Here is a 23,721-nt window from a genome sequence, read left to right as displayed (position 1 = left end):
GGAGTGCACTATCATGACCCAGAAAAAGACCCGCAAAATACGCGCTGTCACAGGCTTTCGGCTTGCGATTTCCACGCTCATCGCCGGCACCGTGCTGACGGCCGCTCCCGGCATGGCCGCTGCAGAACCCGTCCGCATCGGCCTCGCTCTCTATACGCAATTGCAGCAGCGCTGGCTGTTCGACGCTGCGGCCTTCCAGAAGGCGGCCGAGGCGAACGGCGATGAAGTCATCGTCCAATATGCCGACGGCGACCCCGGCAAGCAGACCCAGCAGGTCCAGAACATGCTGTCGCGCGGCATCGACGTGCTGGTCATCGCGCCTGCTGACATCGCGGTCGGCGCTTCGCTGATCGACGAGGCACGGCGCGAAGGCGTCAAGACGATCGCCTATGATATCGGCGTCAAGGACACCAATCCCGACTGGATGATCACCCGCAACCAGGAAATGGTCGGGACGCTCCAGGTGGAGGCCGCGAAGAAGTTCGCTCCGGCGGGCAATTACGCGGTCCTGAAGGGCGACCCGGCAAACGATCTCGCCCAGGCGTCCGACCGCTCCTATGCGGCGGGCCTGAACGGTGCCGAAGGCATCAAGATCGTCTACAACGACTTCATTGCAAACTACGATCCGGCGACCGCCCAGAGCGAGGCCGAGGCGATCCTGACACGCAACAAGGACGACGTCGCCGCCTTCGTCGTCAACAATGACGGCATGGCCGGCGGCGTGGTGCAGGCGCTGCGCGGCGCCAAGCTCAACGGTAAGGTCTTCGTCTCGGGTCTCGACGCCGACCAGGCCAACCTCAAACTCATCGCGCTCGGCGACCAGACCATGACGGTGTTCACGCCGATCGACGTGATGGCCGGTCGCGCGGCAGAGGCCGCCCATCTTCTCGGCACCGGCGGCACGCCCGAATCCAACGCCGTCGCCCAGACGGCGAAGGGGGACGTTCCGCTCTGGCAGCTCGATCTCGTCGCCGTCACCAAGGACAACCTGTGTGATTTCGTCCACAAGATTGCGCCGCAGGGCTGGGCCGATGCCGACGCGGTCTTTGCCGGAAGCGACGTCAAATGCCAGTAAGCGAGGCCGTTCAGGCCGGCTCCGTGTTCCCCGTCAGTGGCGGGGAACTTGTCCGCGCCGTCGCCATCGGAAAATCGTGGGGCGGAACGCGCGCGCTAGACGGCGTCGACATCGAGATCCGGTCGGGCGAAATCCTCGCACTCGTCGGCGAGAACGGCGCCGGCAAGTCCACCTTGATGAACGTTCTGTCCGGCATCATCCCGCACGGCACCTACGAGGGGGAACTGACGGTCAACGGGACCGCCTGCCGCTTCGCAAGTCCGCATGAGAGCGAACAGGCCGGCATCGTCCTCGTGCCGCAGGAACTGCGCATCGCGCCCGCTCTCTCGGTCGGCGAGAACATGTTCATGGGGCACCTGCCGCGCAATCGCCTGGGCTTCGTTGATTTCCGCCAGGTCGCGCGCGATGCGCGCACATGGCTCGACCTGTTCGACATGCCCTGTCGGCCCGAAGATCCGGCCGGCGTGTTTTCGACCGCGGAACAACGCATGCTGATGATTGCGGGCGCCTTGTCCAAGCATGCCCGGGTCCTCCTTCTCGACGAACCGACCGCCGCACTGACGGCCGCCGAGACCGATAAACTGTTCGGTCACGTGCGGCGGCTGAAGGACCGCGGGCTTGGAATCGTGTTCATCACCCATCGGCTGGACGAGGTCGAGGAAATCGCCGACCGCGTCGTCGTCATGCGCAACGGGCGCGTGGTGGAGCGCATGGACAGCCCGAAGGGCCGGCGGGCGGAGATCGTTCGCAACATGATCGGGCGAGAGCTTTCGGCGGTGCCGCGCCGCTCGCCGGAAACGACGAAGCCTCCCGGCGAAGTGGTCCTGAAAATCAACGGCTTGCGGCTGGAGGATCCCGACGTCCCCGGCAAGATGGTGGTGGACGGATTGGACCTCGACCTGCGCGCCGGCGAGATCCATGGGCTTTACGGCTTGGTGGGCGCCGGCCGGACGGAGACTGCGCGCGCGATCTTCGGCGACTGGCGGGGCCGCGTGGCGGGTGAAGTCGCGATCCTCGGCAAGGATTCCCGGCCGCAAAACCCACGTCAAGCGATCCGCATGGGCGTTACGCTCCTGACGGAAGACCGGAAAGCGACCGGCATTTTGCCCGGCCACAGCCTGAGCACGAACCTCAGCGCCGCCGATATCGGGGCCGTTTCCCGGCTTGGGCTGATCTCGGCAGGGCGGGAGGAGGCGCGCAACCGGGAGATGATGCGCCGTCTGGATGTGCGGCCCCTCGATACCGGCTACCGTATCGAAAACCTGAGCGGCGGTAACCAGCAGAAGGTGCTGTTCGGTCGCTGGCTGAATGCCGGACCGCGGATCATCCTGCTCGACGAGCCGACGCTCGGCGTCGATGTCGGCGCGCGCCACCATATTTACGAAACGATCGGCCGGATGGCCGAGGAAGGGCTAGCCGTCCTGCTGATCTCCAGCGACGTGGACGAAGTGGCTCTCGAATGCGACCGGATTTCGGTCATGTACAAAGGCAGGATCACCCGCGAATTCGGCGCCCAGCGCAGCCGGGCGGAGTTGATCGCTGCCGCCACGGGAGGAAACTGATGGCAACGACAACGACATCCGGCAGCGCAAAGGACACGGTGCTTGGCCGCATCAACTGGCAACTGGTTATTGTGCCGGTCCTCGTGATCGTCATGGCATTCATCTTCAACGCCCAGTCCGAAGGCGCCTTCCTGTCGCCGCGCAATCTCTCGATCCTGCTGCGCCACACCGCCCTCCTGGCGATCATGGCATCGGGCGTGGCGCTGCTGATGATCATGTCGGAAATTGACCTGGCGATCGGATCGGCAGTCTATCTGGTGGGCGTCACCATCGCCACGGTGCAGACGACATGGGGCATGGGCCTCGAATTGGGGATACTGGCGGGCCTTGCGATGGGCCTCGTCCTCGGCGTCTGGCAAGGCCTATGGGTTGCCTATGTGCGTGTGCCCTCGTTCATCGTCACGCTTGCCGGCCTTCTGGCATTTCGCGGCGTCGGCCTCTACTGGACCAATGCGCGGACGATCTCGCCGATGAGCGAAAGCCATGTCGCGCTCAGCGAGGCCTTTCTCTCGCCCGCGCTGACGATTGGACTTGGGATCGTGGTCTTTACGGTCATAGCCACGCTGATCCTTGTGTCCGCCTTCCGGAATCGGCGCGACGAAAAGCCGCGCGCGATAAAGCGCGGTATCCTGCAGGCGGCGCTGTTCGGTTTTCTCACCCTCGCCTTCGTCTGGGTAACGACAAGCTATCGCGGGGCGCCGACCGCCTTCCTCTGGACGCTCGGCACCATCGCGCTGATGTGGGTTCTGCTGGAGAAATCGGTCTTCGGACGAAACGCCTATATGATCGGCGCCAACCGCGCGGCGGCCCGCCTCTCCGGCATCAACGTTCCCGCCAATATCTTCGCCGGCTTCATCCTGATGGGGTTCCTCTACGGCATAGGCGGCCTGCTCTACACCGCCCGCCTGAACGCCTCCACCGCGAACGATGCGATGTTCCTCGAACTGGACGCGATCGCGGCCTGCGTGATCGGGGGCGTGGCGCTCAGCGGCGGCAAGGGGCGCATCCTCGCCGTTCTCGGCGGCGCGCTGCTGCTGAAGACCATCGACAACGGCATGAGCGTCATGGGTGTCTCCTCCTTCGTTCAGCAGATCGTCAAGGGGCTGATCCTGCTCGTCGCCGTCGCCGTCGACATCCGGCTGCGCCGCAAGTCCGTGTGACCAATCCGGCGGCCCCGATGCCGCCGGCTCCATTCCAGAAATAGCGAGAAGATGATCCGACAATGAAAGCCCTACGTTTCCATGCCGCCCGGGATCTGCGCCTTGACGACATTGCGGCCCCGCCGCCGCCCGGCCCGGGCCAGTTGCTCGTCAAGGTTTTGCAATGCGGCATCTGCGGCTCCGATCTGCATGAATATACCGATGGCCCGCAATTGATCCCCCTCGATGCCCATCCCTTCACAGGCGCAAAGGCGCCGCAGATCCTCGGCCATGAATTTTCTGCTAGGGTGGAGGCAATCGGAGAGGGCGTTCGCAGCCTGCGGGTCGGCGACCGCATTTCCGCCGTGCCGCATCTCAATGTGCCCGGCGAATACTTCTCCCGGCGCAATCTCGGCCACGTGTCTTCCGAGACTGCGCTGGTCGGCTTCAGCTGGGCCTGGGGCGGCATGGGCGAATATGCCCTCCTCCCGCAGGAAAACTGCGTACGGCTTCCCGACAATGTCGACGACGCGCAGGGCGCGCTGGTGGAGCCGGCATCGGTCGCGCTGAACGCGGTCGATCTGGGCAATCTCGAAGCCGGAAGCACCGTGCTGGTGACCGGAGCCGGGCCTATCGGTGCTCTGGTCGCGCTCTGCGCCCTCGCCAGCGGGGCAACGGCGGTGGTCGTGGCCGAACCCAACGCCTTCCGCCGCGAGCGACTGGCCGACATGCCCGGAATTCACCCGTGCGATGGAAGCCCGGCAGCATTGGAGGCGATGGTCGCCCGCCTCACCGATGACGGACGCGGCTTCGATGCGGCCTTCGAGTGCGCAGGGCGCGAGAAAGCCCTAGACAGCTGCATCGAAGCAGTCAAACCGACCGGCACGGTGGTCCAGCTCGGCCTCTTCGTCTCTCCGCCCCGGGTCAATGCCTTCCGGATATCGGAAAAGGCCGTGCGCTATCAGGGCAGCTGGGGCTTCCCGATCACCATCGGCCCACGCGTGGTGGCCCTGATCGAGGCAGGCGGCCTGCCTCTGGAGCGTATCGTCACGCGCTCGATCCCGCTCGACCGCGCCGTGGCCGACGGATTTGACGAATTGATCCGTCCCGGAAATGAAAACCTGAAGATCCTTCTCGAAGTCGGCAGCTAGGGGCAGGACCGGCTGCATCATCTCCCAAGGCCAGGCGGGGCGCTTTCAGGATCAGTAGCGCCCCGCCGCGCGCATGACGGCATCGACCCGGTTCTGTGCCTCTATCAAGGCCTGCTCGTCGCTCATGTCGCCGCGCATCGCGGCGTGGATGACATTGCCGAGAATGGCTTCGATATCGGTGTATTCCGGTATGGGCGGACGCTGGGAGGTACAGGCCAGGCCCTTTTTTGCAAGCGAGTCGGCAAAACTGAACACCTGCACGCTTTGCGAGACTTCGGGATCGGCGGCGGTGCTGAACCGCGGGGCGACCGGGTATCCGCTTGAGCCGCGGCTACCCGGTTGTGCCAGCCAGGCGATCGCCTCGAATGCCAGCTTTGCCTTGGCGGCCGGAATGTTACTCGGAATGACGAGATGAAAGCCTCCGACCGGATTGGCGCTGACGCCGCCCGGGCCTTTCGGCTGCGCCAGGTAGGACACCTTCCTCTTTACGTGGGAAGAGATGTCGTATTCGAAGCGCGCGGCGCGCATCGACCAGCAATAGGTCATGGCAAGCTGGCCTGCGAGAAACGCTTCAAGGCGGCCGTGCCAGTCGAGCTCCAGGATATTGGGCGGCGAATAGGGCATGAGCCGGTGCATGTAATCCAGCACGACCCGCCCTTCCCTGGAAAGGATGTTAGGGCGCAGCTGTTCGCCGCTAAGCTGGCTCCAGTCGTAATTTCTCCGCCCGATCGGATAGTTGAGCAGTGGCACGCCGCAGCAGCCCAGCAGGATCATGAAGGTCGATGCGATTGGAAGGCCGGGGGCACAATTCCAGCCGATGCCGTAGATGCCGCGCGATGGCCGATGCAACCGCGCCGCCGCCTCGACAGTCTTGTCGAAGGTCCTGGGATAGGCGAGCCCGATCTCGGCAAAGAGGTCACTGCGGGCCGCCAGAACCTCCATCGTCGTGTAGATGGGAATGCCATATTGCACGCCATTCCAGTTTCCGGTCGCCCAGACGGCCGGATTGAAGTTGCCGGGATCGATCGAACCACCGGCAATCAAGTCGTCGAGCGGCTGGAGGAGCCCTTCGCTCACCAGTTCGCCGAGCCAGGGATTGTCGATCGCGACGACCTCGAAGCGGCCGCGGGACTGCTTCAGTTCCGCCCGGACGCGGCTGTGGAGATCATAGAGGGAGACCACGCTGAAATCGCTGATGGAGCCAAGCCGGGCACGATAATCCGACCAGAGATTTCGCATGGAAACGAAAAAATTGTCATCGTTCACCATGAACCGAAGGCGGGAATGCGATTCCGAAAGCCTGTTGCCGAGATCTCCGGGCGCTACGATTTCGCGTCCTGCGCCAACGCCGCCGCCGCCGAGATAGAATTCTGCCGCATCGCGCTCATGCCGCTGGCCGATCGTCCGCGCGAACAGGGTTTTGACACGAAAGCAATAGGACAGAAAATCCGCAATCAGGTTCGCGGAAGGGCGCAGGTGATAGGTCTTCATCCCGGCACCCTTTGGAATGCGGACGATCAGCCCCTCCTTGACCATCCGCCCGATGCGCCGCATGGCGGTTCCATGCGGCAGACCGGACGCCGCGGCGAGGTTTCCGATCGTGACGGGCACGCCTCTCAGGTGCGTTTCCATCAGAAACAGCACGATGTTCCAGACGGGATCGGGTTCGCCGAAGATGGTCTGCGTGTCGAATGGCTCGCGAAGCCCTTTGAGGAACGCGATGATTCTGAGGACCTCGCTCGGGGTGATGTTCGTTATCACACGGCCTCTCCCTGGAATGAACTGCCCCTGTTCCGCTCCGTCGGCGACGGACATCGAATATGCATGGCAGCCTCGTTTCGGGAAAGATGACGGGGCGGGATAGTCTTTTCTGAAAAACGCAAATATATCGAGAAAGCTCGACTGTTTATGATAAAATTCGGGACAGTGGATAGAGCACAGAGCGGTGATTTCTGATGGACCGATGGGTTGAGACGGAAGTTCTCGTGCAGATCGCCGAGCATGGCAGCGTGACGAAAGCCGCCAAGGCGCTCGGCCAGTCCATCTCGGCAATCAGCCGCCATCTCGCCGCCCTTGAAGAACGGCTTGGCGTGAGGCTCGTTCACCGCACCACCCGAAGCCTGGCAATGACCGAGGAAGGCGAGACCTTCTACCAGCAGGCCAAGGTCATCATGGCTGAAATGCGGGAGGTCGAAGCGCTGGTCAGCAAAGGTGCCAGCGATCCGGTTGGTGCCTTGCGCATCACCGCCTCGACATCGTTCTGCCTGCTGCACCTCATGCCGCTGCTTCCTGAATTTTCGAGGCTTTATCCCAGGATATCGATCGAGGTGGTCGCGCATAATAGATACCAGGACATCATCGAGAACGGCGTCGATCTGGCGATCCGCACGCGGCGGGTGGAATCCGACAGTTCGATTACGATCCGGCGACTTGCCGAAACACGCCGACGCCTCGTCGCCTCCCCGCAATACCTCGCCAAGCGCGGTGTGCCGGCCAAACCGGAGGATCTTAACGACCACGACCTCCTGCTTTATCTGCTCGCCGACGACCCTTTCCGCTTCACCTTTCGCAAGGGGGATTCCGTGCGTACCGTGCAGATCCGGCCCCTGATGACATCGAACGAAGGCCAGTTGCTGTTGCGCGCCGCACTGGACGGCATGGGCATCGTCGCCCAGCCATCCTACATCGTGCAGGATGCGCTGGATGCCGGGCATCTCGTGAAGGTTCTCGACGATTGGGACCTGCCGCGCCTCACCATCAATCTCGCATTTCCGACACGCCGGCACATGCCGGCCAAGACCCGTCTTTTCATCGAGTTCCTCTTGCGCCGCTTTCGCGATCACAGCCACGAAGCCCGCTGGACCTCCTGAAGAAGGCACGCAATCGGTTTTGCGAAATCCGCAACAGTATTTTGCAAGATTGCCGATTTATTGCGTCTGGCGAATGGATAATATGCTTCCGAGATGGACCGGCGCAGGCGGATCGGAAGACCCTATGATCAAGCATATCGTCATGTGGAACGTGAGGGGAGAATCTGCGGCGGAGAAAGCCGAGACGGCCCAGCGCGTGAAGCGAAACTTCGAGGGGCTCCGCGGCAAGGTGCCGGGCTTGGTGGAGCTCGAAGTCGGTATCGATGAAAGCCGGATCGACTATGCCTGCGACGTCGTCCTCTATTCCGTGTTCCGATCACGCGAAGCCTTGGAAGCCTATGCGACGCATCCCTCCCATCTGCAGGTTCGCAACGACCTGGAAGGATTGAGGATCACGCGCCACCAGGTGGACTATACCTTTGATGAAACGGCATCGGCGTCCGCATAGCCGACAGGGATGATCGGGATGGCCGCAGGTCGTTCCGAATGAAGGAGATAGCGCATGAAATTCGCCGTCCATTGCCTCGATCACGCGGGCAAAATCGCAGATCGCCTGACTCACTACGACGCGCACAAATCCTATCTCGGCCAGGGGACGGTGAAGACCGTCATCTCGGGGCCGCTTCTGGCCGACGACAACGAAACGATGATCGGCTCGCTGTTCGTCTTCGAGGCCGACGACATCGAAACCGTGCGCGCCTTCAATGCAAACGATCCGTTCATGAAAGCGGGCATCTGGAAGTCGGTGAACATCCATCCCTTCCTGATGCGCGTCGACAACCGCGAATGACGAGAAAAGCCTGATGGAAAGCTTCGTCTACAATGGACAGCCGGCGCGCGTGGTCTTCGGATCGGGCACGATCGCCCGCCTGCCGGAGGAAATCGACCGGCTTGGGCTGAAGCGCGTGCTGGTGCTCGCAACGCCGCCGCAGGAGGCCGATGCCCGGCGCCTGGCCGGTTCATTGGGCGAGCGGGCAGCCGGCATCTATGCGAAGGCGACGATGCATACGCCGGTCTCGGTCACCGAGGATGCCATGCGCGTCGTCGCGGACGTCAAGGCGGACGGGCTCGTCGCGGTCGGCGGCGGCTCCACGACGGGGCTTGCAAAGGCGATCGCGCTGCGCACCGACCTTCCGCAGATCGTGGCGCCGACGACCTATGCCGGCTCGGAGATGACCCCCATCCTCGGCGAGACGAAGGACGGTGTGAAAGTCACCCAGTCGAGCCCGAAGATCCTGCCGGAAGTGGTCATCTACGATGTCGACCTGACGATGACGCTGCCGGCCGCCATGTCCGGGACGAGCGGCATGAATGCTATCGCCCATGCGGTCGAGGCGCTTTACGCACGGGAAAACAACCCCGTGATCAGCCTCATGGCAGGAGAAGCCATAGGTGCGCTTGCCAGCGCCCTGCCGATCATCGCGGAGAGACCGCTGGACCGCGAGGCGCGCGCGAAAGCGCTCTACGGCGCTTGGCTTTGCGGCATCTGCCTCGGCTCGGTAGGCATGGCGCTGCATCACAAGCTCTGCCACACGCTCGGCGGCAGCTTCGACCTGCCGCATGCCGAAACGCACACGATCGTGCTGCCGCACGCGCTTGCCTACAATGCTCCCGCCATTCCCGGTGTGATGGCGACGCTGCGGACCGTTCTGAAGACGGACGACCCGGCGGCGGCGCTTTACGATCTGGCGGGCCGCATCGGTGCGAGACGCGCCCTGTCCGAAATCGGCATGCCGGCGGAAGGGATCGAACTTGCGGTGGACCGTGCGTTGGCCAACCCTTACTGGAACCCACGGGCGCTGGAGCGCGAACCGATCCGCGCCCTGATCGCCCGCGCCTATGCCGGCGACCCGCCACGGGCCTAGAACAGACGATCGCAGGAGGAGCCTTCCCATGACCGACGCCGCAAATACGGCCCGCCCGAAATATCCCTATTTCGAGGAAGAGACCTCGGTGCACGTCGTCAATGCCCGCATGGGGCCGGACGTCGATCCGCGCCTGCGCGAGGTCATGACGGTGCTCGTCAAGCATTTGCACGCCGCCATCAAGGAGATCGAGCCGACGCATGAGGAATGGCTCGCGGGCATCAAGTTCCTGACCGAAGTCGGGCAGATGTGCTCTGAGTGGCGGCAGGAGTTCATCCTTCTCTCCGATACGCTCGGCGTTTCGATGCTGGTCGATTCCATCAATCACCGCCGGCCGAACGGCGCCACGGAGAACACCATTCTCGGCCCGTTCTACGTGCCGGAAGCACCGCGCTACGACCATGGCACTAACATATGCCTCGACGGCAAGGGCGAGCCCATGGTGGTGCGCGGTCGCGTGCTCGACACGGGCGGAAACCCTATCGCGGGTGCATTGATCGACGTCTGGCAGACCAATGACGACGGCTTCTACGACGTGCAGCAGAAGGACGTGCAGCCGGACTGGAACCTGCGCGGCGTCTTCACGACCGACGAAAAGGGGGAATACTGGTATCGCTCGGTGAAGCCGCGTTATTACCCCATCCCGGACGACGGCCCGGTCGGCAAGATGCTCGCCGCCCTCGGACGGCATCCCAACCGCGCGGCCCATGTGCACTATATCGTCAGCGCACCGGGATACGATCCCGTCATCACGCATATCTTCACGCCGGACTGCCCATACCTTGCCGAGGACGCCGTTTTCGGCGTGAAGGATTCGCTGATCGCCGATTTCGAACATGTCAGCGACCCGCAAAGGGCGCGCGACTTGGGTGTCGAGGCACCCTACTGGTCCGTGACGTGGGATTTCGTTCTCGCCCCAAAGGCCGACCGCTGAGGTCTTTGCGGAAAGTGTCCAGAATGGACAAAGGCTGGCGCTGATCCGTTCGATTGGCGTATCCTTCTCGAACCGGGAGGAGACGGCTCGATGAACGATCACGAGTTCCTGCGCGTCTATGATTTCGTGGACCGCCTGCGCAAACCCTTTCTCGACGTGGCGGATGTCGAGGACGAGGCGGCCTGGCGCATCGTGCACTATCTCATGCGCTCAGAACTCGAGGGCTATCCGGTCTCGATCAGCAAGCTCGCCCTTGTCTCGAACCTGCCGCACGGCACCGCGATCCGCCGCATCCAGAGCATGATCGACGACGGGCTGATCGAACGGCGCCAGGCTTCCGATACAGCCAAGCGCTTCACGCTGCACCCAAGCGCGCGTCTTTCGAACCTCGCGATCAACTACGCCGCCGAGACGAAGGCGCTGATTGCGGAAATCGTCGGCGGGCGCAACAACGAGGAGCATGAGGCCGACTACTATTTCGGCGCGCCGCGCCGCGGCGATCCGATCATCCCGCCGATCAATCTTTTGACAAACCGCGCCACGAAGGGTGTCGAGCTCCAGTTCCTGCTGAACGACGACAACTATTTCGCGGCCATGCGCAACATGTGGTCGGACTTCCGCAACAATCTGGCAAGCGCAAAGAGCTTCAAGCTCGTGCACCAGAACGACCTCTATCGCGAGGGGCTGGCGAATGGTTCGCGCGCCGTTTCTGCCTATGACATCATCGCGATCGACATGCCGTGGCTTGGCGAATTCGCCGGCAAGGGCCGCATCCTGCCCATCGGGGAGATGATTCGGGAATCCGGCATCAACGCGATGGATTTCCATCCTTCGATCTGGTCCACCACGACATGGCAGCGCGTGGAATATGGCGTGCCGATCTACTGCACGATCGAGGTGCTGGCCTACCGGTCCGATTTTTTCGAGGAGGAGGGGCTCGCGCCGCCGCGCACCTTCGACGACGTGATCAATGCCGGCCGCGCCTTCCACAATCCGGCGGCAGAGCGTTACGGCATCGCCTGGAACGGCGCGCACCGGCCGCTTGCCTCCAGCTTTATGTTCTTTCTCGGCTGTTGCGGGCAGACGGTGCTATCGATCCGCAGGACGCCGACGGGCTATTCCACGGAAAATCTCGACGCGCAGCACATGCGCCCGCAGATCAACAGCGATGCGAGCCTAATCGTGCTCGACTATATGCACCGCCTGCTGGAGATCGCCCAGCCGGGTGCGCTCGATGCCCATTGGGACGATTCCTGTGCCGTTTTCCTGCGCGGGCAGAGCGCCATGGGCTATGTCTGGACCATGCGCGCCGCGCAGTTCGAGGCGGAGGTGCGCTCCGCGGTCAAGCGCCGCGTCGCCTATGTTCCGCAGCCGTCCGGCCCCGGCGGCAAGAACACTTCGCCGATCGGCGGCTTCCTGCTCTGCATTCCCGCCAATATCGACCCGAAGCGTCTTCCGCTCGCGACGGAGGCGCTTGCCTGGATGGCGTCGCGCGAAGCAATGAAGGAACATGTGAAGAATGGTTTTCCCGTGGCCCCGCGCTTCTCGGTCAGCGCGGATCCAGAGGCTATCGGCAGCTCGCAGCTCGTGCGCTTTGTCGGCAGCCTCGGCAACCGCAATCTGCTGCGCAACTGGCAGCGCCCGCCGGTGCCGTTCTATACCAGCATGGAGCGCATCATCGGCGAGGAGATCCACGATGCGCTGGCGGGGCGCAAGTCCGATCGGGCGGCCCTGAAAGATGCTCAGGACCGCCTCGACCGGATCATCGATCGCAAGAGCCTCAACGGCTGAGGATCAGGCGATCGCCCGGATAGACCCGCCATCGACGCCCCAGACCGAGGACGTGACGAAGGAGGCAAGATCCGAGGCGAGGAAGACGATGACATTCGCCACTTCCTCGGGCTTGCCGAGGCGACCGAGCGGCAGCTGCCGCAGTGTAAGCTCGTGTTCCACGGCCTTCTGCGGCTCCATGTTGTGGAACTTGCCGAAGGTCTCGGCAAAGCCGCCCGGCTGGGTCCAGAACGGCGTCCAGACCGGGCCGGGCGCCACGGCATTGACGCGGATATTGTTGACGCCTTCCGTCCGCGCAAGGCCCTTTGAGAGCGCCAGAACCGCCGCCTTCGACGCGGAATAGTCGATCGGCACGCCTTCTGGCTGGCGGGCGAGATCCGATCCATTGTTGACGATCGAACCATGGCCCTGCTTGCGCATGACCGGCAGCACGACGCGCGTGGTGCGGACATAGCTCATGAAGTTGAGCGAGAAGGTCTTGTCCCAGTCGGCATCGCTCAACTGGTCGAAAGTCCGCACCGCGCCGGAACCGACATTGTTCACCAGCACATCGACGACACCGCCGAAATGGGCGATCGCCGCCGTCACCTTCTCCTCGATATCGCTTGCCGACGACAGGTCCGCCTTGAAGACCGCCGCCGTACCGCCTGCCGCTTCCACGGCCGATGCCGCTTCGGCAAGTGCTGCCTCGTCGATGTCGAAGAGGGCGACGCGGCTGCCCTCGCGGCCGAACGCCACCGCCGTCTCGCGGCCGATGCCCTTCGCCGCGCCGGTGATCAGCACCACCTTGCCCTTGAGATTGGTTTCCATTTGATCCTCCCTATTTTCCGGCGAATTGCGCCATTGTGGTTTCGAACGAGCGCCGTGCCGCCTCTTCCAGCGGCAGGACACGATGTTTCCTGGAGATCACCTCGACCGAATAGAAGCTGTCGAAGCCGGTCTTGCGGACCGCGTTGATGAAGGCCGGCGGATCGAGCACACCTTCGCCGCAAAGACGGCGCTCGTAGATCGTGTCTTCCCAGAGCGTTCCGACGACCGCTTCGTCCGCATCGTCGAGTTCGACCGAGACGACATATTGCTTGGGCACGGCCGCGACCGCGTCGTAGGGAATGCCGCCGCGCCCGATATGCCAGATGTCGAGCAGCAAGCCGCCGTTCGGCTGCGTGGCTCCCTCGACGATAGCGCGCGCCGTCTCCAGCGTGCGCACATTGGAAAACGGCATGACCTCGATCGCGATCTTCGTCCCGTAGCGCGCCGCGTCCTCGCAGATCGCGGCAAAGCTGTCGGTCACCTGCGGCAGGTCGATGCCGTCGGCGTCGAATTCAGGCGCGATCTTGACGTCACGCGCGCCAAGCGCCTCCGCCGCCTCGAAGAGTTCGCCGCGCACCTTGTCCGATGCGGCGCGCAATTCGCCGGAGGCGAACCAGTGCGTGATGAATTCGAGCTCAACATGGGGCATGCCGTTGGCATCAAGGATGCGGCGCATCTCCTTGAGGCCGATCTTCTCGCGCGTTGCTTGGAGATCGGCATGGATGAGGCCGACGCCCTTGTAGCCGGCCTTTGCCGCCGCCTCGACGCGCGCGGCGAAGGGAAACGGGCTGATCTCGTTTTCGGCGAAGGGATAGACGTCGCCGGAAATGGTCCAGTAGGCCGCGACCAGTTCGATGGGTTTGCTCATGACCGTCTCCTCACACCGATGCGCCTTCCGAACCCGTGCGGAAGTCGAAGCTGGTGGTCAGGCCGCCATCGGCGACGATTTCCGCGCCGTTGAGCGCCGTCGATCCTTCCGACAGCAGGAAGAGGCCGGCGCGAGCAACTTCGCCCGGATCGAGGATGCGGCCGGACGGCTGGCGGTTCGCGCGCGTGGCGAGGAAGCGGTCCGGATCGCTGGCGGATTTCATGTGGCGCTCGAAGAGGCCGGCAAGCATGGGTCCGGGGCTCAGCACATTGGCGCGGATGCCCTGGCGCGCATGGTCCATGGCGACGGTCCGGGTAAGCTGGCGCACGGCCCCCTTGGAGGCCGCGTAGACGGCAAGCTGCTGCTCGGCGAAGGTCGCATCGATGCTGGCGACCGCGACGATCGGGCCGCCGCCGCGCGCGATCATCAGCGGCAGCATGGCGCGGAAGGCAAGCGCTGTGCCGATGAAGTTGACCGACATGGTCTTTTCCATCGCCGCCTTGTCGAAATCGAGGATGGTGCCGACATTCAGCATGGCCGCCGAGGTCACGAGGCCCAGCGTGCCGGGATTTTCCTTGCCAATCAAGTCGGCGATGCCGGCCCAGGTCGCCTCTTCGGTCACATCCCCCTCGACATGCGTATAGAGGCGGCCTTCAAGGACGTCCGGCGCCGCGGCGAGATCGACGCCGATCGTGCGCACGCCGCTTTCGGCAAGCAGCCGGGCGATATTGGTGCCGAGACCGGAAGCCGTTCCCGAAACCACGACGAGTTCCGGTAGGGCATTGCTAAAGACTGGCTCCGTGGCCATGGGATGTTCCTCTTGTAATGTCATGAATGAACGAGGCACGGCGATTGCCGCCGTGCCTCCATGCGAAGTTCAGCGGCCAAGTGCCGCGTCGCAATCCGAGATGTTGGCCTTGGTGATGATCTCGTGCGGCAGGAAGATTTCCTTCTCGACCTTCTTGCCGTCGAGCAGATCGACGACAGCCTGCGCGGCATATTTGCCGTCATCGATCGGCGACTGAAGGACGGTGGCGTATTGCGTGCCCTCGTTGATCTGGTTGACGCCCTCGATCGAGCAATTGGAGCCGACCAGCACGAGGCTCGCCGGATCGATACCCGCACGCTTGGCCGCGACGATCACGCCGGACATCATGTTGTCTGCCTGTGCATAGACACCCTTCACGTCCGAACCGATCTGGGTGAACAGTGCGGCCGCCGCATCCGTTGCCTTCGTCTGGTCCCAGTTACCGTTCTGCTTGCCGGCAACCACGATGCCGCTCGCCTTCTCGCCGAGCGCGCCTTCGAAGCCCTGCGAGCGCATGATCTGCGGCGGGGTGCCCGGAACGCCTTCGACGATGAAGATCTTGCCTTCCGTGCCGACGTTCTTCTCCGCGAAACCCTTGATCATCGCCTCGCCCGCCGACTGGCCGTTGCCGATGTCGGAGGGGCCGGTGAAAACATCCCAGAACTCGGCATATTTGTCGTCCGGCTTGGAGTTGGTGATGACGAGCGGGATGCCCGCCTGCTTGATCTTGCGCAGCGACGGCACGATGGCGCTCGAATCCGCCGGCCAGAGCACGATTGCCGCCGGGTTCTGGGCAATCGCCTGGTCGACCTGCGAGGCCTGCTCGGCAGCGTCGTAGTTGGTGATCTTCACGTCGAGATCGACACCGGCGGCGGCGGCGACCTCCTTGAAGGCTCGCTGGTGCAGCGCGCAATATTCGCACTCTTCCGTCACCGTCAGCAGGATCACCTTCGATCCCTTGGCCTCGGCAAAGGCCGTTCCCGGCGCCATCAAGCCGCCGAGCACCGTCGTCGCCATCACCAGTTTCGTGAGATTTGCAAAGCTCATTTGGTTGTTCCTCCCGTTTCAAGGTTGCACGTCTCCCTGCCCCGCCGATCAGGTCGGCGGAGGTTGCAGGAAGGTCGTACGGTTGGTTCCGCTAGGCGGAATGCCGGGCTCGCGACATCGCGAGCCGTTCGCTCATCCATGCGCCCAACTGTCCGTCGAGCAGCACGATTCCCATCAGCACGAGACCATTGGCGAAGAGGATCCCCGTCGCGCCCATGCCGATCAAACTCAGTCCATTGTTCATCACCGTCAGGATCAGCGATCCGAGCAGGACATGCGCCGGTGCTCCCGATCCGCCGGACAGCGCCACGCCGCCGACGATCGCCGCCGAAACGGCCTGCAGCATGAGGTTTCCGCCGGTCGTCGCGGCAGCACTCGCAAGGCTCATCGACAGCAGGCTTCCGGCAAGCGCCGCGGCGACGGCGGAAAGCACGAAGACCACGAAAAGCGACCGCCCGACCTTCGCGCCGCTCGCCGCTGCGACATGGCGCTTGCTGCCGACAACGCGGATATCCCGTCCCGTCAGCGTGTAGTGCATCAACAGCCCGACGACGAGGAAGGCAGCGAGCGTCACGAGGCTGCGCCATGAAAGGATGGCAAGGATTGGATCGTCCAGCGCAAAGCCGAGATCGAAATTGTCGGTGCTGATCACCTTGCCGCCCGCAAGCCAGAAGGCGAAGCCGGAGAGCGCCATCATCGAGCCGACCGTCACGACGAGCGAGGACACGTTGAAGCGGCTGATGACGACCGCATTGACCACGCCGACGAGCACGGCAAAGGCAAGTGCCGCGACGAGGCCGTAGACAAGGCTGTCGCCGCCGACCACGAGCGTGATCAGGCCGCCGACGGCAACCATCGAGCCGACGCTCAGGTCGAATTCGCCGGCGATCATCGTCAGGGACAGGCCGAGCGCGACGAGGCCGAGCAGTGCGAAGGACTGCATCAGCGCATAGACGTTGCGGCCGCTGATGAAGGCGGGGTTCCACGTCGCGAAGATTGCGATAAGGGCAGCGAGAAGCAAAAGGCGGAGCAGCGTGGCGTTGGAAACCGCCCTGGATTTGTGGATCGCAGCCATGGACCTACCTCCTGAAACCGAGCGCCAAAGCGCCGAGAACGACGGAACCGATCACCACCAGCCCCTTGACGATGAGCTGGATTTCCAGCGACAGGCCCTTGAGCAGCAGGATGTTGGAGATCATTGCGAGAAACACCGCGCCGATCGCGGCATCGAGCACACGCCCCTGCCCGCCCTTGATCGCCACCCCGCCGACAAGCACGGCGGCGATCGCGTCGAAATCGAGCCCGGCCCCGAGCTTCAGGTTGCCCTGCGCTGCCTGCGAGCCATAGAGGGCACCGGCAAAGGCTGCCGCCATGGCGGCAAACACATAGGCCAGCACCAGCGTGCGCCCGACGCGCAGGCCCGTGAACGCAGCCGCCTTCGGGTTGAGCCCGATCAGGCGCAGTTCCCGGCCGAAGCGCGTTCGTTCCACGAGGAAGCCGAAGACCAGAGTGGCGATCAGAAAGAGCAGGATCTGGTTGGGCACGCCGAACATACGGCCGATGCCGAGCCAGCTTGCATCGCCCTGGCCGACCACCGTGAGCCCGCCCGAAAAGAACGACCCCGCACCCGTGATGATCGACGCCATCGCAATGGTGGTGATGATCGGATTGGTCCGGAAAATCCCGACGGCGATGCCCTGGGCCAGTCCGAACAGACCACCGATCATCACCACCACGGCCAGGCTTGGGAGCAGGCCGAAATGGAGGGTGGAGGCGAAGACGATGGTGGAGACCGCGGCGGTCGCGCCCATCGACAGCATGAAGAGATTGCCGGCAAGCGTGATCAACGCCATGCCGACCGCGGCGATGCCCACTGCCGACGTGGAATACATGATCGCCGAGACGTTCGCGCCGGAGGAAAAGCCTGGAATGGCGAGCGTCGCCCAGCAGGCGAGCAGCACCGTTGCCGCCCAGACCGCGGTGGACTGGATACGCTCCGGCCGGACCAGGCCGGCGCCCAGCGCCCTCATGTCGAATTCGGCCAAAACTCTCTCCCCGCTCGTTGTATTGCTCTTGCCGGTCATGCCGCCCTCCCCATGGCCGGGCCGCGCACGACATCGCCGAGGATCGAATCCATCGTGGTTTCCTCCACCGGCAGGTCATTGACGATCCCGCCCCGGAAGACGGTGATCACGCGTTGCGAGAGTTCCCGGATTTCCTCGAGATCCGTCGAGAAGAAGAGGACGACCAGTCCCTGGCGGGCGAGCGCCTGGATTTCACGATAGATTTCGGTGCGCGCGCCGACATCGACGCCGCGCGTCGGTTCGTTGAGCACGAGCACCTTCGGTTCGAGCGCAACAGACTTGGCGATCGCCACCTTCTGCTGGTTGCCGCCCGACAGCGTGGAAGCGGCAAGCGGCAACCTTCGGCCGTCGATCTGGAAGCGCCGCGCAAGATCGGCCGCGCGCTTTCGTGCGTCGGAGAGCGTCAGGACGCCGAAACGATTGAGCCGGTCGAGGATCGCAGCCGTGAGGTTCACCTCGATCGGTGCGCCCAGGAACAGGCTCTTGCCGCCCCGGTCCTCCGAGACGTAGGCGATGCCGGCGCGCGTCGCGGCGGCGATTGACGTGATCTCCACCGGCTTGCCGGCGATGTGGATCGAGCCGGCATAGCGGCGGTCGAGACCGGCCAGCGTCTCGATCAGGGCATTGGCGCCCGACCCGAGCTGGCCGATGACACCGACGATTTCGCCGGCGCGAAAGGAAAGATCGACGGGCCGATATTTTCCGGCAACGCCGAGGCCCGCAACCTCCACCACCGTCTGCGCGGCAGCAAGTTCGGCGCGGTCGCGGGTGCTGTGGGCGGAGGTGACCTCCCGGCCGATCATCTCGGCGACAAGTTCGTCATTCGTCCATTCCACCGTCGGCTTGGTCAGGATGCGCTGACCATTGCGGAACACCGTCACACGGTCGGTCAGCGCAAAGATCTCCGGCAGGCGGTGGCTGATATAGATCACCGCCGTGCCCTGGCCGCGCAGCCAGCGCACCGTTTCAAAGACGCGCTGAATCTCCGCGTCGGAAAGGCTCGCGGTCGGCTCGTCAAGGATCAGCACGCGCGCACCCCGCATGACGGCGCGACAGATTTCGAGGAGCTGCTGCTCCGCAATCGCCAACCGGCCGGCTTCGAGATCCAGCGGTACATTCGCGAGCCCCAGCTGGTCGAGCGTTTCGCGGGCGCGGGCCTTGTAGCGCCCACGAAGGTAGAGTTGCGCAATGTCGGGATCGCCGAGCAGCACGTTGTCCAGCACGGAGAGATGCGGGATGATCGACAGTTCCTGATAGACGACGGAGACCAGCTTGGGGCTCGTCAGCTCGCCCGGCTTCAGGAGATTGCCGTCGATGCGGATCTCCCCTTCGTCCTGCGGCATCAGCCCGGCGATCATGCGCACAAGAGTGCTCTTACCCGCACCGTTCTCGCCGCACAGCGCGTGAATCTCCCCTGCCCGCAGATCGAAATCGACGCTTTTCAGCGCCTGTATTCCACCAAACGACTTGCGCAGGTTCCTGACCGCCAAGATGACGTGTTCGCCCATGTTCTCCTCCCCTCACCGCGCCTCCACCCGAGGTAAGGAAAAGCTAAAGAACAATTTGAGTTGGCGTTGTTCTAAATCGTCCAATATGGACTGTTATCCCACCGCGCAGCCGCAGCATTTCTTGATGCCGTGACAAGCGGCGGCTGATCGAAGAGACACGTCATTTGTACCCGTAAGAGGCCGCATTGAGAACCGACACGTCGAGGTGCAGCCCTTCGAGGTCGGGATTGCGCACGTCCGCGCCGCGGGAAGGCCGCTGCAAGGCGCCGGTTTCGAAGCGATAGTTTAGCCAAGCGGAGGTCATACGCTCCGGGGCATAGGCGACACGATTTCCCTCGTTGCCGTCGTTGTCCCGCTTGATCTTCGAGTTCAATTAGGAATAGGAACGGATGCGGTCGATCGCATCGAACGCAAACTTCGCCTCCAGCTCAAGCCCGCGCACGCGGGTTTCTCCAAGCTGCATCTTTAACCCATATTTACATATGATACTCACGCTGATCAACATTGATGCCGCTCTTTCACAGCAGGCGGTTTCCTCCTCTATCTGGTCTTGAACAGATCGGAGAAAGAGCGGAGGATGGAGTCGGGAGAATGGGTGATGGCAAGCTTCCAGTTCGCCGTTCTCCTTGCGGATCGCTTTCCTACCGCAAGGGCGTAACACGAATGTTGAACTGCACGCCCCTACACGAAGCTCCAGACGTTCCCGATTGCGATTGGGGCCATGATGACTGATCTGTCGATCCCGCCGCAGAAACTGGTTACCATCGAGGAGATCATCGATATCAAGTCGCGGCGCCCGGTCGCGACGACGCGGGAACGCGGATGGGGCGGGGTGACGGTGGATCTGTATCGCCCGCGCCCGGATTGCGCGCAGACGTATCCCGCCCTCGACCATCACCTGATCTGCTATTGCCCCTCCGGACGGGCGCGGCTGATTCAGCGGCGCGACGGCGTCGTGCACGAGAGCGTCATGTCGGCGGGCCTGTCGCTGCTCATGCCGGCCGGATGCGGCTCGACATGGGAAGGCCGCACGGCGACCTCGGCCCGATTGCGCGTGCCGACAGGGCTCGTCACCGCCGCGGGCGAACAGCTCGCGCGCCGCGCCTTCTCGCAGATCGAGATCCGCAACGTCTTCGAGACGCGGGACGCCACCATCGAGCATCTGGCCCTGATCCTTCTTATGGAACTCGACCGCAGGCCGCACCCGGCGCAGGTCCTGATTGCCGACCAAGTCTCCAGCGCCCTCGCCGCCCATCTCCTGCGGGCGTATAATGTGTTCGACCCGCCGCCGCAGCACGACCTGCCACGCCTTGGAACCCGCGAGATCGGCCGGATAACGGACTATATCGAAGACAATATCGACCGGATGATCGGCCTTGCCGAACTGGCCGGGCTCGTTCATGTCAGCCGGTTCCACTTCGCTCGGCTTTTCAAGCAGAGCACCGGTATGACGGCGATAGGTTTCGTCGAAAAATGCCGCATCCGCAGGGCGCAAGCCTTGATCCTGGAAAGCGAGATGTCGCTCGCCGAGATCGCGCTGGCGACCGGCTATGCCGACCAGAGCCATTTCACACGGCGCTTTCGCAGCCTGACCGGCAGCACGCCGGCCGTCTTTGCCCGCGAGCACGGCACGCGGTTGAACCGGCGCCGGCCCCACTAGATCGGATTCTGTTCGCCCGAAGACCGCGAAAGGTTACGTCGAAAAAATAAAAAAAAGCGCTCGTTTGCAGGTCGCGGGAGACTTATGCTTTCGCAACTTCCTCCTTGCGGGATGACTGATGCTGGATATTGCCGAACGCATTGGGGTGATGCGCCAGACCGTGGGCGACGGCGTTGCCGCCGCCATGGAGCGCCTTATCCTGGTGGCGCCGGATGCGCGGCTGAACCGGATCAATCCGCTGGCCTTTGCGCAGGAGCACGGCCTCGACGAGCAGGAGAGCGTCGCGGCATTCCTTCACGCCACGCAGCTCGGGCTTTTCGAACTGTCGTGGAACGTGGTCTGCACCGGCTGCGGCGGGGTCCTGCATTCGGCAGGCTCGCTGCGGACGATCGACCAGCAGCATTATCGCTGTGCGCTCTGCGCGCTCGATTGCGAACCCAATCTCGACGAGATCGTCGAAGTCACCTTCACCGTCGATCCGCGCGTTCGCCGGATTGCCGCACACGACCCGGAAAGCCTGCCGCTCTGGGACTATGCCCGGCAGGTCTTCTGGAGTTCCGGCAGCGACCTGCCCGACGACATCGCCGGGATCGCAGGGCCTGCGACGCTCGACGCGGTGACGCTTGCCGCGGGAGAGCGCACCGTGCGCCCGGTCCAGCTGGTCGAGGGACTGGCAATCCTTTTCGACCCCGCAACGCATAATGCGCTGTTCCTGGAAGTAGCCGGCCCACCGACTGACAGCCCGCAGGACCTGACCGTCAACATCGACGGCCTGTCCGTCCGCCGCCCGACGCTTCGCCTGGCGCCCGGCCCCCTGAACCTGACGCTGGAGAACAGGACGGAGCGGCGGGCCATGCCGATCCTCTGGATCGCGGGAGAGGCACTGAAGGATATCGTCGCCCGGCGCCTTCCCGTTTTGACGGCGAAACGACTCCTGACCCACCAGACCTTTCGCGATATCCACCGAAGCGGCGTCCTCGACGTCCATCAACGGTTCAAGATCACCAACCTCACCTTCCTGTTCAGCGACCTCAAGGGATCGACCGAACTCTATGACCGGATCGGCGACCTCGCCGCCTTCGACCTGATCCGCTCCCATTTCCACATCGCCCAGGAGATCATCGCCCGGGAGGGCGGCGCCGTGGTGAAGACCATGGGCGACGCGATCATGGCGACCTTCCCGAAGCCCGCCCAGAGCATCGCCGCCGCCTTCGCCATCCGCGAGGCGATCGGCGTGCTGAACGGGCAGGAGAACAGGGAAGACCTGCACCTGAAGATCGGGGTTCACAACGGCCCCTGCCTTGCCGTGCTGATGAACGAACGGCAGGATTATTTCGGCCAGACGGTCAACATCGCCTCGCGGCTTCAGGCGATTGCGTCCGTGGAGGCGATCTCCGCGACCTCGGCGGTGGCGGAGGACGCCGAAGCGCGCGACCTGATCGGCCGGCACGGCGCCGCCGTGAGCAGCGCCAAGGCCAGCCTGCGCGGCATCGACCAGGAAGTTCTTGTTTACGGCATACCCTACCGGGATACTCCGGCAGCGGAATAGAAGAGGGCGTTGGACGGCAATGATACGAACGGTCCGTGCGATAGTCGGGTTGGGAGCCCTCGTGGCCCTGGCGGTGCTGCTGTGGTTTGCGACGCGGCCGCCGCCGCTGGTCGTGCAGGGCGAGGTTTCGACGAACCGTGTCGATATCAGCCCGCGCGTCGGCGGGCGGGTCGCCACGCTGAAGGTCGATGTCGGCGACATCGTCAAGCAGGGCGACGTGATCGCCGAACTGGAAAGTCCGCAACTGAGCGCCGCCTTGCAGATCGCCGAAGCGGCGCTGGCCGTTTCCGAGGCCGACCTTGCCCGCATCAATAGCACGAGGCCCGAGACGATCGACGCCGCGAAGGCGGAACTGGCGGCGGCGGAGGCCGATATCGTGCTCTACCAGGCCGAAGCGCAGCGCCAGACCAAGCTGGTCTCGACCGGCGCCTCCGCGCAGGCGGCGGCCGACCAGTCCTCGCGCAACCTCGAAGCGGCCATCCGCAAGAAGGAAGCGGCCGGCGCCAACCTGCGCCTCGCCGTCGCCGGTGCGAGCAAGGAGGAGAAGGCGCTGGCGGCGACCCGGGTCGAGCAGGCGCGCACGTCCCTGAAGCAGCAGCAGGTCGACGTCTCGGAACTGACGATCCACGCGCCGATCTCCGGCCAGGTGACGACCCGCATCGCCGAACTCGGTGAGAATTTTTCAGCCGGCGCGCCGCTGTTCTCGATCATCGACATCGAGCATCCCTGGTTCACCTTCAACCTGCGCGAGGACCTCTTGCAGGGGCTGAAGATCGGCGATGTCTTCGACGTCACCGTGCCAGCCCTCGGCGCGGGAAAAATCGCGGTGCGCGTCACCGTCATCAATGCCCAGGGCCAGTTCGCCACCTGGCGCGCCACCCGGGCCACCGGCGATTTCGACCTGCGCACCTTCGAGGTCCGCGCCGAGCCGGAAGTCCTGCCGGAGGGCCTGCGTCCCGGCATGAGCGCCATTGCCGCCTGGCCCGCCGGAGCGCGCTGA

The 23,721-nt window shown here is 63.8% G+C and carries 23 protein-coding genes; 13 read left to right on the top strand and 10 right to left on the bottom strand.

The window, feature by feature from the left end:
* Positions 1-13: 13 nt before the first annotated feature.
* From AC1RWL_RS00560 to AC1RWL_RS00550, 3 genes are read left to right on the top strand one after another with little or no spacing between them, the layout of a single operon-like run.
* Positions 14-1,075: a substrate-binding domain-containing protein gene (locus tag AC1RWL_RS00560; protein ID WP_493093726.1), complete on the top strand. Its 1,062-nt coding sequence runs from the start codon at positions 14-16 to the stop codon at positions 1,073-1,075.
* The gene (locus tag AC1RWL_RS00555; protein ID WP_493093727.1) at positions 1,066-2,637 is read left to right on the top strand and encodes a sugar ABC transporter ATP-binding protein; all 1,572 of its coding nucleotides are present in this window, start codon (positions 1,066-1,068) and stop codon (positions 2,635-2,637) included. The genes AC1RWL_RS00560 and AC1RWL_RS00555 overlap by 10 nt, the downstream gene beginning before the upstream one ends.
* Complete coding sequence (locus AC1RWL_RS00550) at positions 2,637-3,797, top strand: sugar ABC transporter permease (RefSeq protein ID WP_493093728.1); 1,161 nt, start codon at positions 2,637-2,639, stop codon at positions 3,795-3,797. Before AC1RWL_RS00555 ends, AC1RWL_RS00550 begins: the two co-directional genes overlap by 1 nt.
* Before the next feature lie 71 nt (positions 3,798-3,868).
* Here the strand turns inward: AC1RWL_RS00550 and AC1RWL_RS00545 are convergent, their stop codons facing one another.
* Positions 3,869-4,069, bottom strand: coding sequence for a hypothetical protein (locus tag AC1RWL_RS00545; RefSeq protein WP_493158267.1), 201 nt, complete (start codon positions 4,067-4,069; stop codon positions 3,869-3,871).
* Here AC1RWL_RS00545 and AC1RWL_RS00540 point away from each other — a divergent pair.
* Entirely contained in the window at positions 3,983-4,927 is a 945-nt protein-coding gene (locus AC1RWL_RS00540) for a zinc-binding dehydrogenase (RefSeq protein WP_493158258.1), read from the top strand. The two genes, AC1RWL_RS00545 and AC1RWL_RS00540, sit on opposite strands and share 87 nt — an antisense overlap.
* A gap of 51 nt (positions 4,928-4,978) precedes the next feature.
* On the opposite strand, the gene AC1RWL_RS00535 is transcribed toward AC1RWL_RS00540, so the two are convergent.
* The gene (locus AC1RWL_RS00535) at positions 4,979-6,688 is read right to left on the bottom strand and encodes an extracellular solute-binding protein (protein WP_493093730.1); all 1,710 of its coding nucleotides are present in this window, start codon (positions 6,686-6,688) and stop codon (positions 4,979-4,981) included.
* 194 nt (positions 6,689-6,882) lie between these two features.
* On the opposite strand from AC1RWL_RS00535, the gene AC1RWL_RS00530 reads away from it, so the two are divergent.
* From AC1RWL_RS00530 to AC1RWL_RS00505, 6 genes are all read left to right on the top strand, one after another.
* Positions 6,883-7,797 carry a LysR family transcriptional regulator gene (locus AC1RWL_RS00530; protein WP_493093731.1) on the top strand — a complete coding sequence of 305 codons (915 nt, stop codon included), beginning with the start codon at positions 6,883-6,885 and terminating at the stop codon, positions 7,795-7,797.
* A 124-nt stretch (positions 7,798-7,921) separates the two neighbouring features.
* A complete protein-coding gene (locus AC1RWL_RS00525) occupies positions 7,922-8,245 on the top strand; it encodes a Dabb family protein (protein WP_493093732.1) in 324 nt (107 codons plus the stop codon).
* Positions 8,246-8,299: 54 nt separating this feature from the next.
* Positions 8,300-8,587 carry a YciI family protein gene (locus AC1RWL_RS00520; RefSeq protein WP_493093733.1) on the top strand — a complete coding sequence of 96 codons (288 nt, stop codon included), beginning with the start codon at positions 8,300-8,302 and terminating at the stop codon, positions 8,585-8,587.
* 10 nt (positions 8,588-8,597) lie between these two features.
* Positions 8,598-9,662 (top strand): maleylacetate reductase, encoded by a 1,065-nt coding sequence (locus AC1RWL_RS00515; RefSeq protein ID WP_493093870.1) that lies wholly within the window; start codon positions 8,598-8,600, stop codon positions 9,660-9,662.
* 28 nt (positions 9,663-9,690) lie between these two features.
* On the top strand, positions 9,691-10,596 hold the full coding sequence (locus tag AC1RWL_RS00510; protein WP_493093734.1) for an intradiol ring-cleavage dioxygenase: 906 nt from the start codon (positions 9,691-9,693) through the stop codon (positions 10,594-10,596).
* A 90-nt stretch (positions 10,597-10,686) separates the two neighbouring features.
* Entirely contained in the window at positions 10,687-12,387 is a 1,701-nt protein-coding gene (locus AC1RWL_RS00505) for an extracellular solute-binding protein (protein WP_493093735.1), read from the top strand.
* Between the two features lie 3 nt (positions 12,388-12,390).
* On the opposite strand, the gene AC1RWL_RS00500 is transcribed toward AC1RWL_RS00505, so the two are convergent.
* The 8 genes from AC1RWL_RS00500 to AC1RWL_RS00465 all read right to left on the bottom strand — a co-directional run bounded on the left by AC1RWL_RS00500 (position 12,391) and on the right by AC1RWL_RS00465 (position 19,885).
* Positions 12,391-13,197 (bottom strand): SDR family NAD(P)-dependent oxidoreductase, encoded by an 807-nt coding sequence (locus AC1RWL_RS00500; protein WP_493093736.1) that lies wholly within the window; start codon positions 13,195-13,197, stop codon positions 12,391-12,393.
* A 10-nt stretch (positions 13,198-13,207) separates the two neighbouring features.
* The gene (locus AC1RWL_RS00495) at positions 13,208-14,065 is read right to left on the bottom strand and encodes a sugar phosphate isomerase/epimerase family protein (protein WP_493093737.1); all 858 of its coding nucleotides are present in this window, start codon (positions 14,063-14,065) and stop codon (positions 13,208-13,210) included.
* Positions 14,066-14,075: 10 nt separating this feature from the next.
* Positions 14,076-14,873 (bottom strand): SDR family NAD(P)-dependent oxidoreductase, encoded by a 798-nt coding sequence (locus tag AC1RWL_RS00490; protein WP_493093738.1) that lies wholly within the window; start codon positions 14,871-14,873, stop codon positions 14,076-14,078.
* Positions 14,874-14,942: 69 nt separating this feature from the next.
* A complete protein-coding gene (locus AC1RWL_RS00485; protein WP_493093739.1) occupies positions 14,943-15,920 on the bottom strand; it encodes a sugar ABC transporter substrate-binding protein in 978 nt (325 codons plus the stop codon).
* 91 nt (positions 15,921-16,011) lie between these two features.
* Positions 16,012-16,995: an ABC transporter permease gene (locus tag AC1RWL_RS00480; RefSeq protein ID WP_493093740.1), complete on the bottom strand. Its 984-nt coding sequence runs from the start codon at positions 16,993-16,995 to the stop codon at positions 16,012-16,014.
* Positions 16,996-16,999: 4 nt separating this feature from the next.
* Complete coding sequence (locus tag AC1RWL_RS00475) at positions 17,000-18,004, bottom strand: ABC transporter permease (protein WP_493093741.1); 1,005 nt, start codon at positions 18,002-18,004, stop codon at positions 17,000-17,002.
* Entirely contained in the window at positions 18,001-19,512 is a 1,512-nt protein-coding gene (locus AC1RWL_RS00470; protein WP_493093742.1) for a sugar ABC transporter ATP-binding protein, read from the bottom strand. The genes AC1RWL_RS00475 and AC1RWL_RS00470 overlap by 4 nt, the downstream gene beginning before the upstream one ends.
* Before the next feature lie 160 nt (positions 19,513-19,672).
* A complete protein-coding gene (locus tag AC1RWL_RS00465) occupies positions 19,673-19,885 on the bottom strand; it encodes a hypothetical protein (RefSeq protein WP_493093743.1) in 213 nt (70 codons plus the stop codon).
* Between the two features lie 351 nt (positions 19,886-20,236).
* Between AC1RWL_RS00465 and AC1RWL_RS00460 the strand changes: the two genes are divergently transcribed.
* The 3 genes from AC1RWL_RS00460 (at position 20,237) to AC1RWL_RS00450 (ending at position 23,721) form a co-directional block, all read left to right on the top strand.
* The gene (locus AC1RWL_RS00460) at positions 20,237-21,172 is read left to right on the top strand and encodes a helix-turn-helix domain-containing protein (RefSeq protein WP_493158173.1); all 936 of its coding nucleotides are present in this window, start codon (positions 20,237-20,239) and stop codon (positions 21,170-21,172) included.
* A gap of 118 nt (positions 21,173-21,290) precedes the next feature.
* Positions 21,291-22,721 (top strand): adenylate/guanylate cyclase domain-containing protein, encoded by a 1,431-nt coding sequence (locus AC1RWL_RS00455; protein WP_493093745.1) that lies wholly within the window; start codon positions 21,291-21,293, stop codon positions 22,719-22,721.
* Positions 22,722-22,740: 19 nt separating this feature from the next.
* Positions 22,741-23,721: an HlyD family secretion protein gene (locus AC1RWL_RS00450; RefSeq protein ID WP_493093746.1), complete on the top strand. Its 981-nt coding sequence runs from the start codon at positions 22,741-22,743 to the stop codon at positions 23,719-23,721.

It is taken from the genome of Shinella sp. GW821-FHT10F02, from assembly GCF_058809275.1.
Note: the sequence above shows the minus strand (reverse complement) of the source record. Positions and strands in the feature narration are given on the sequence as shown.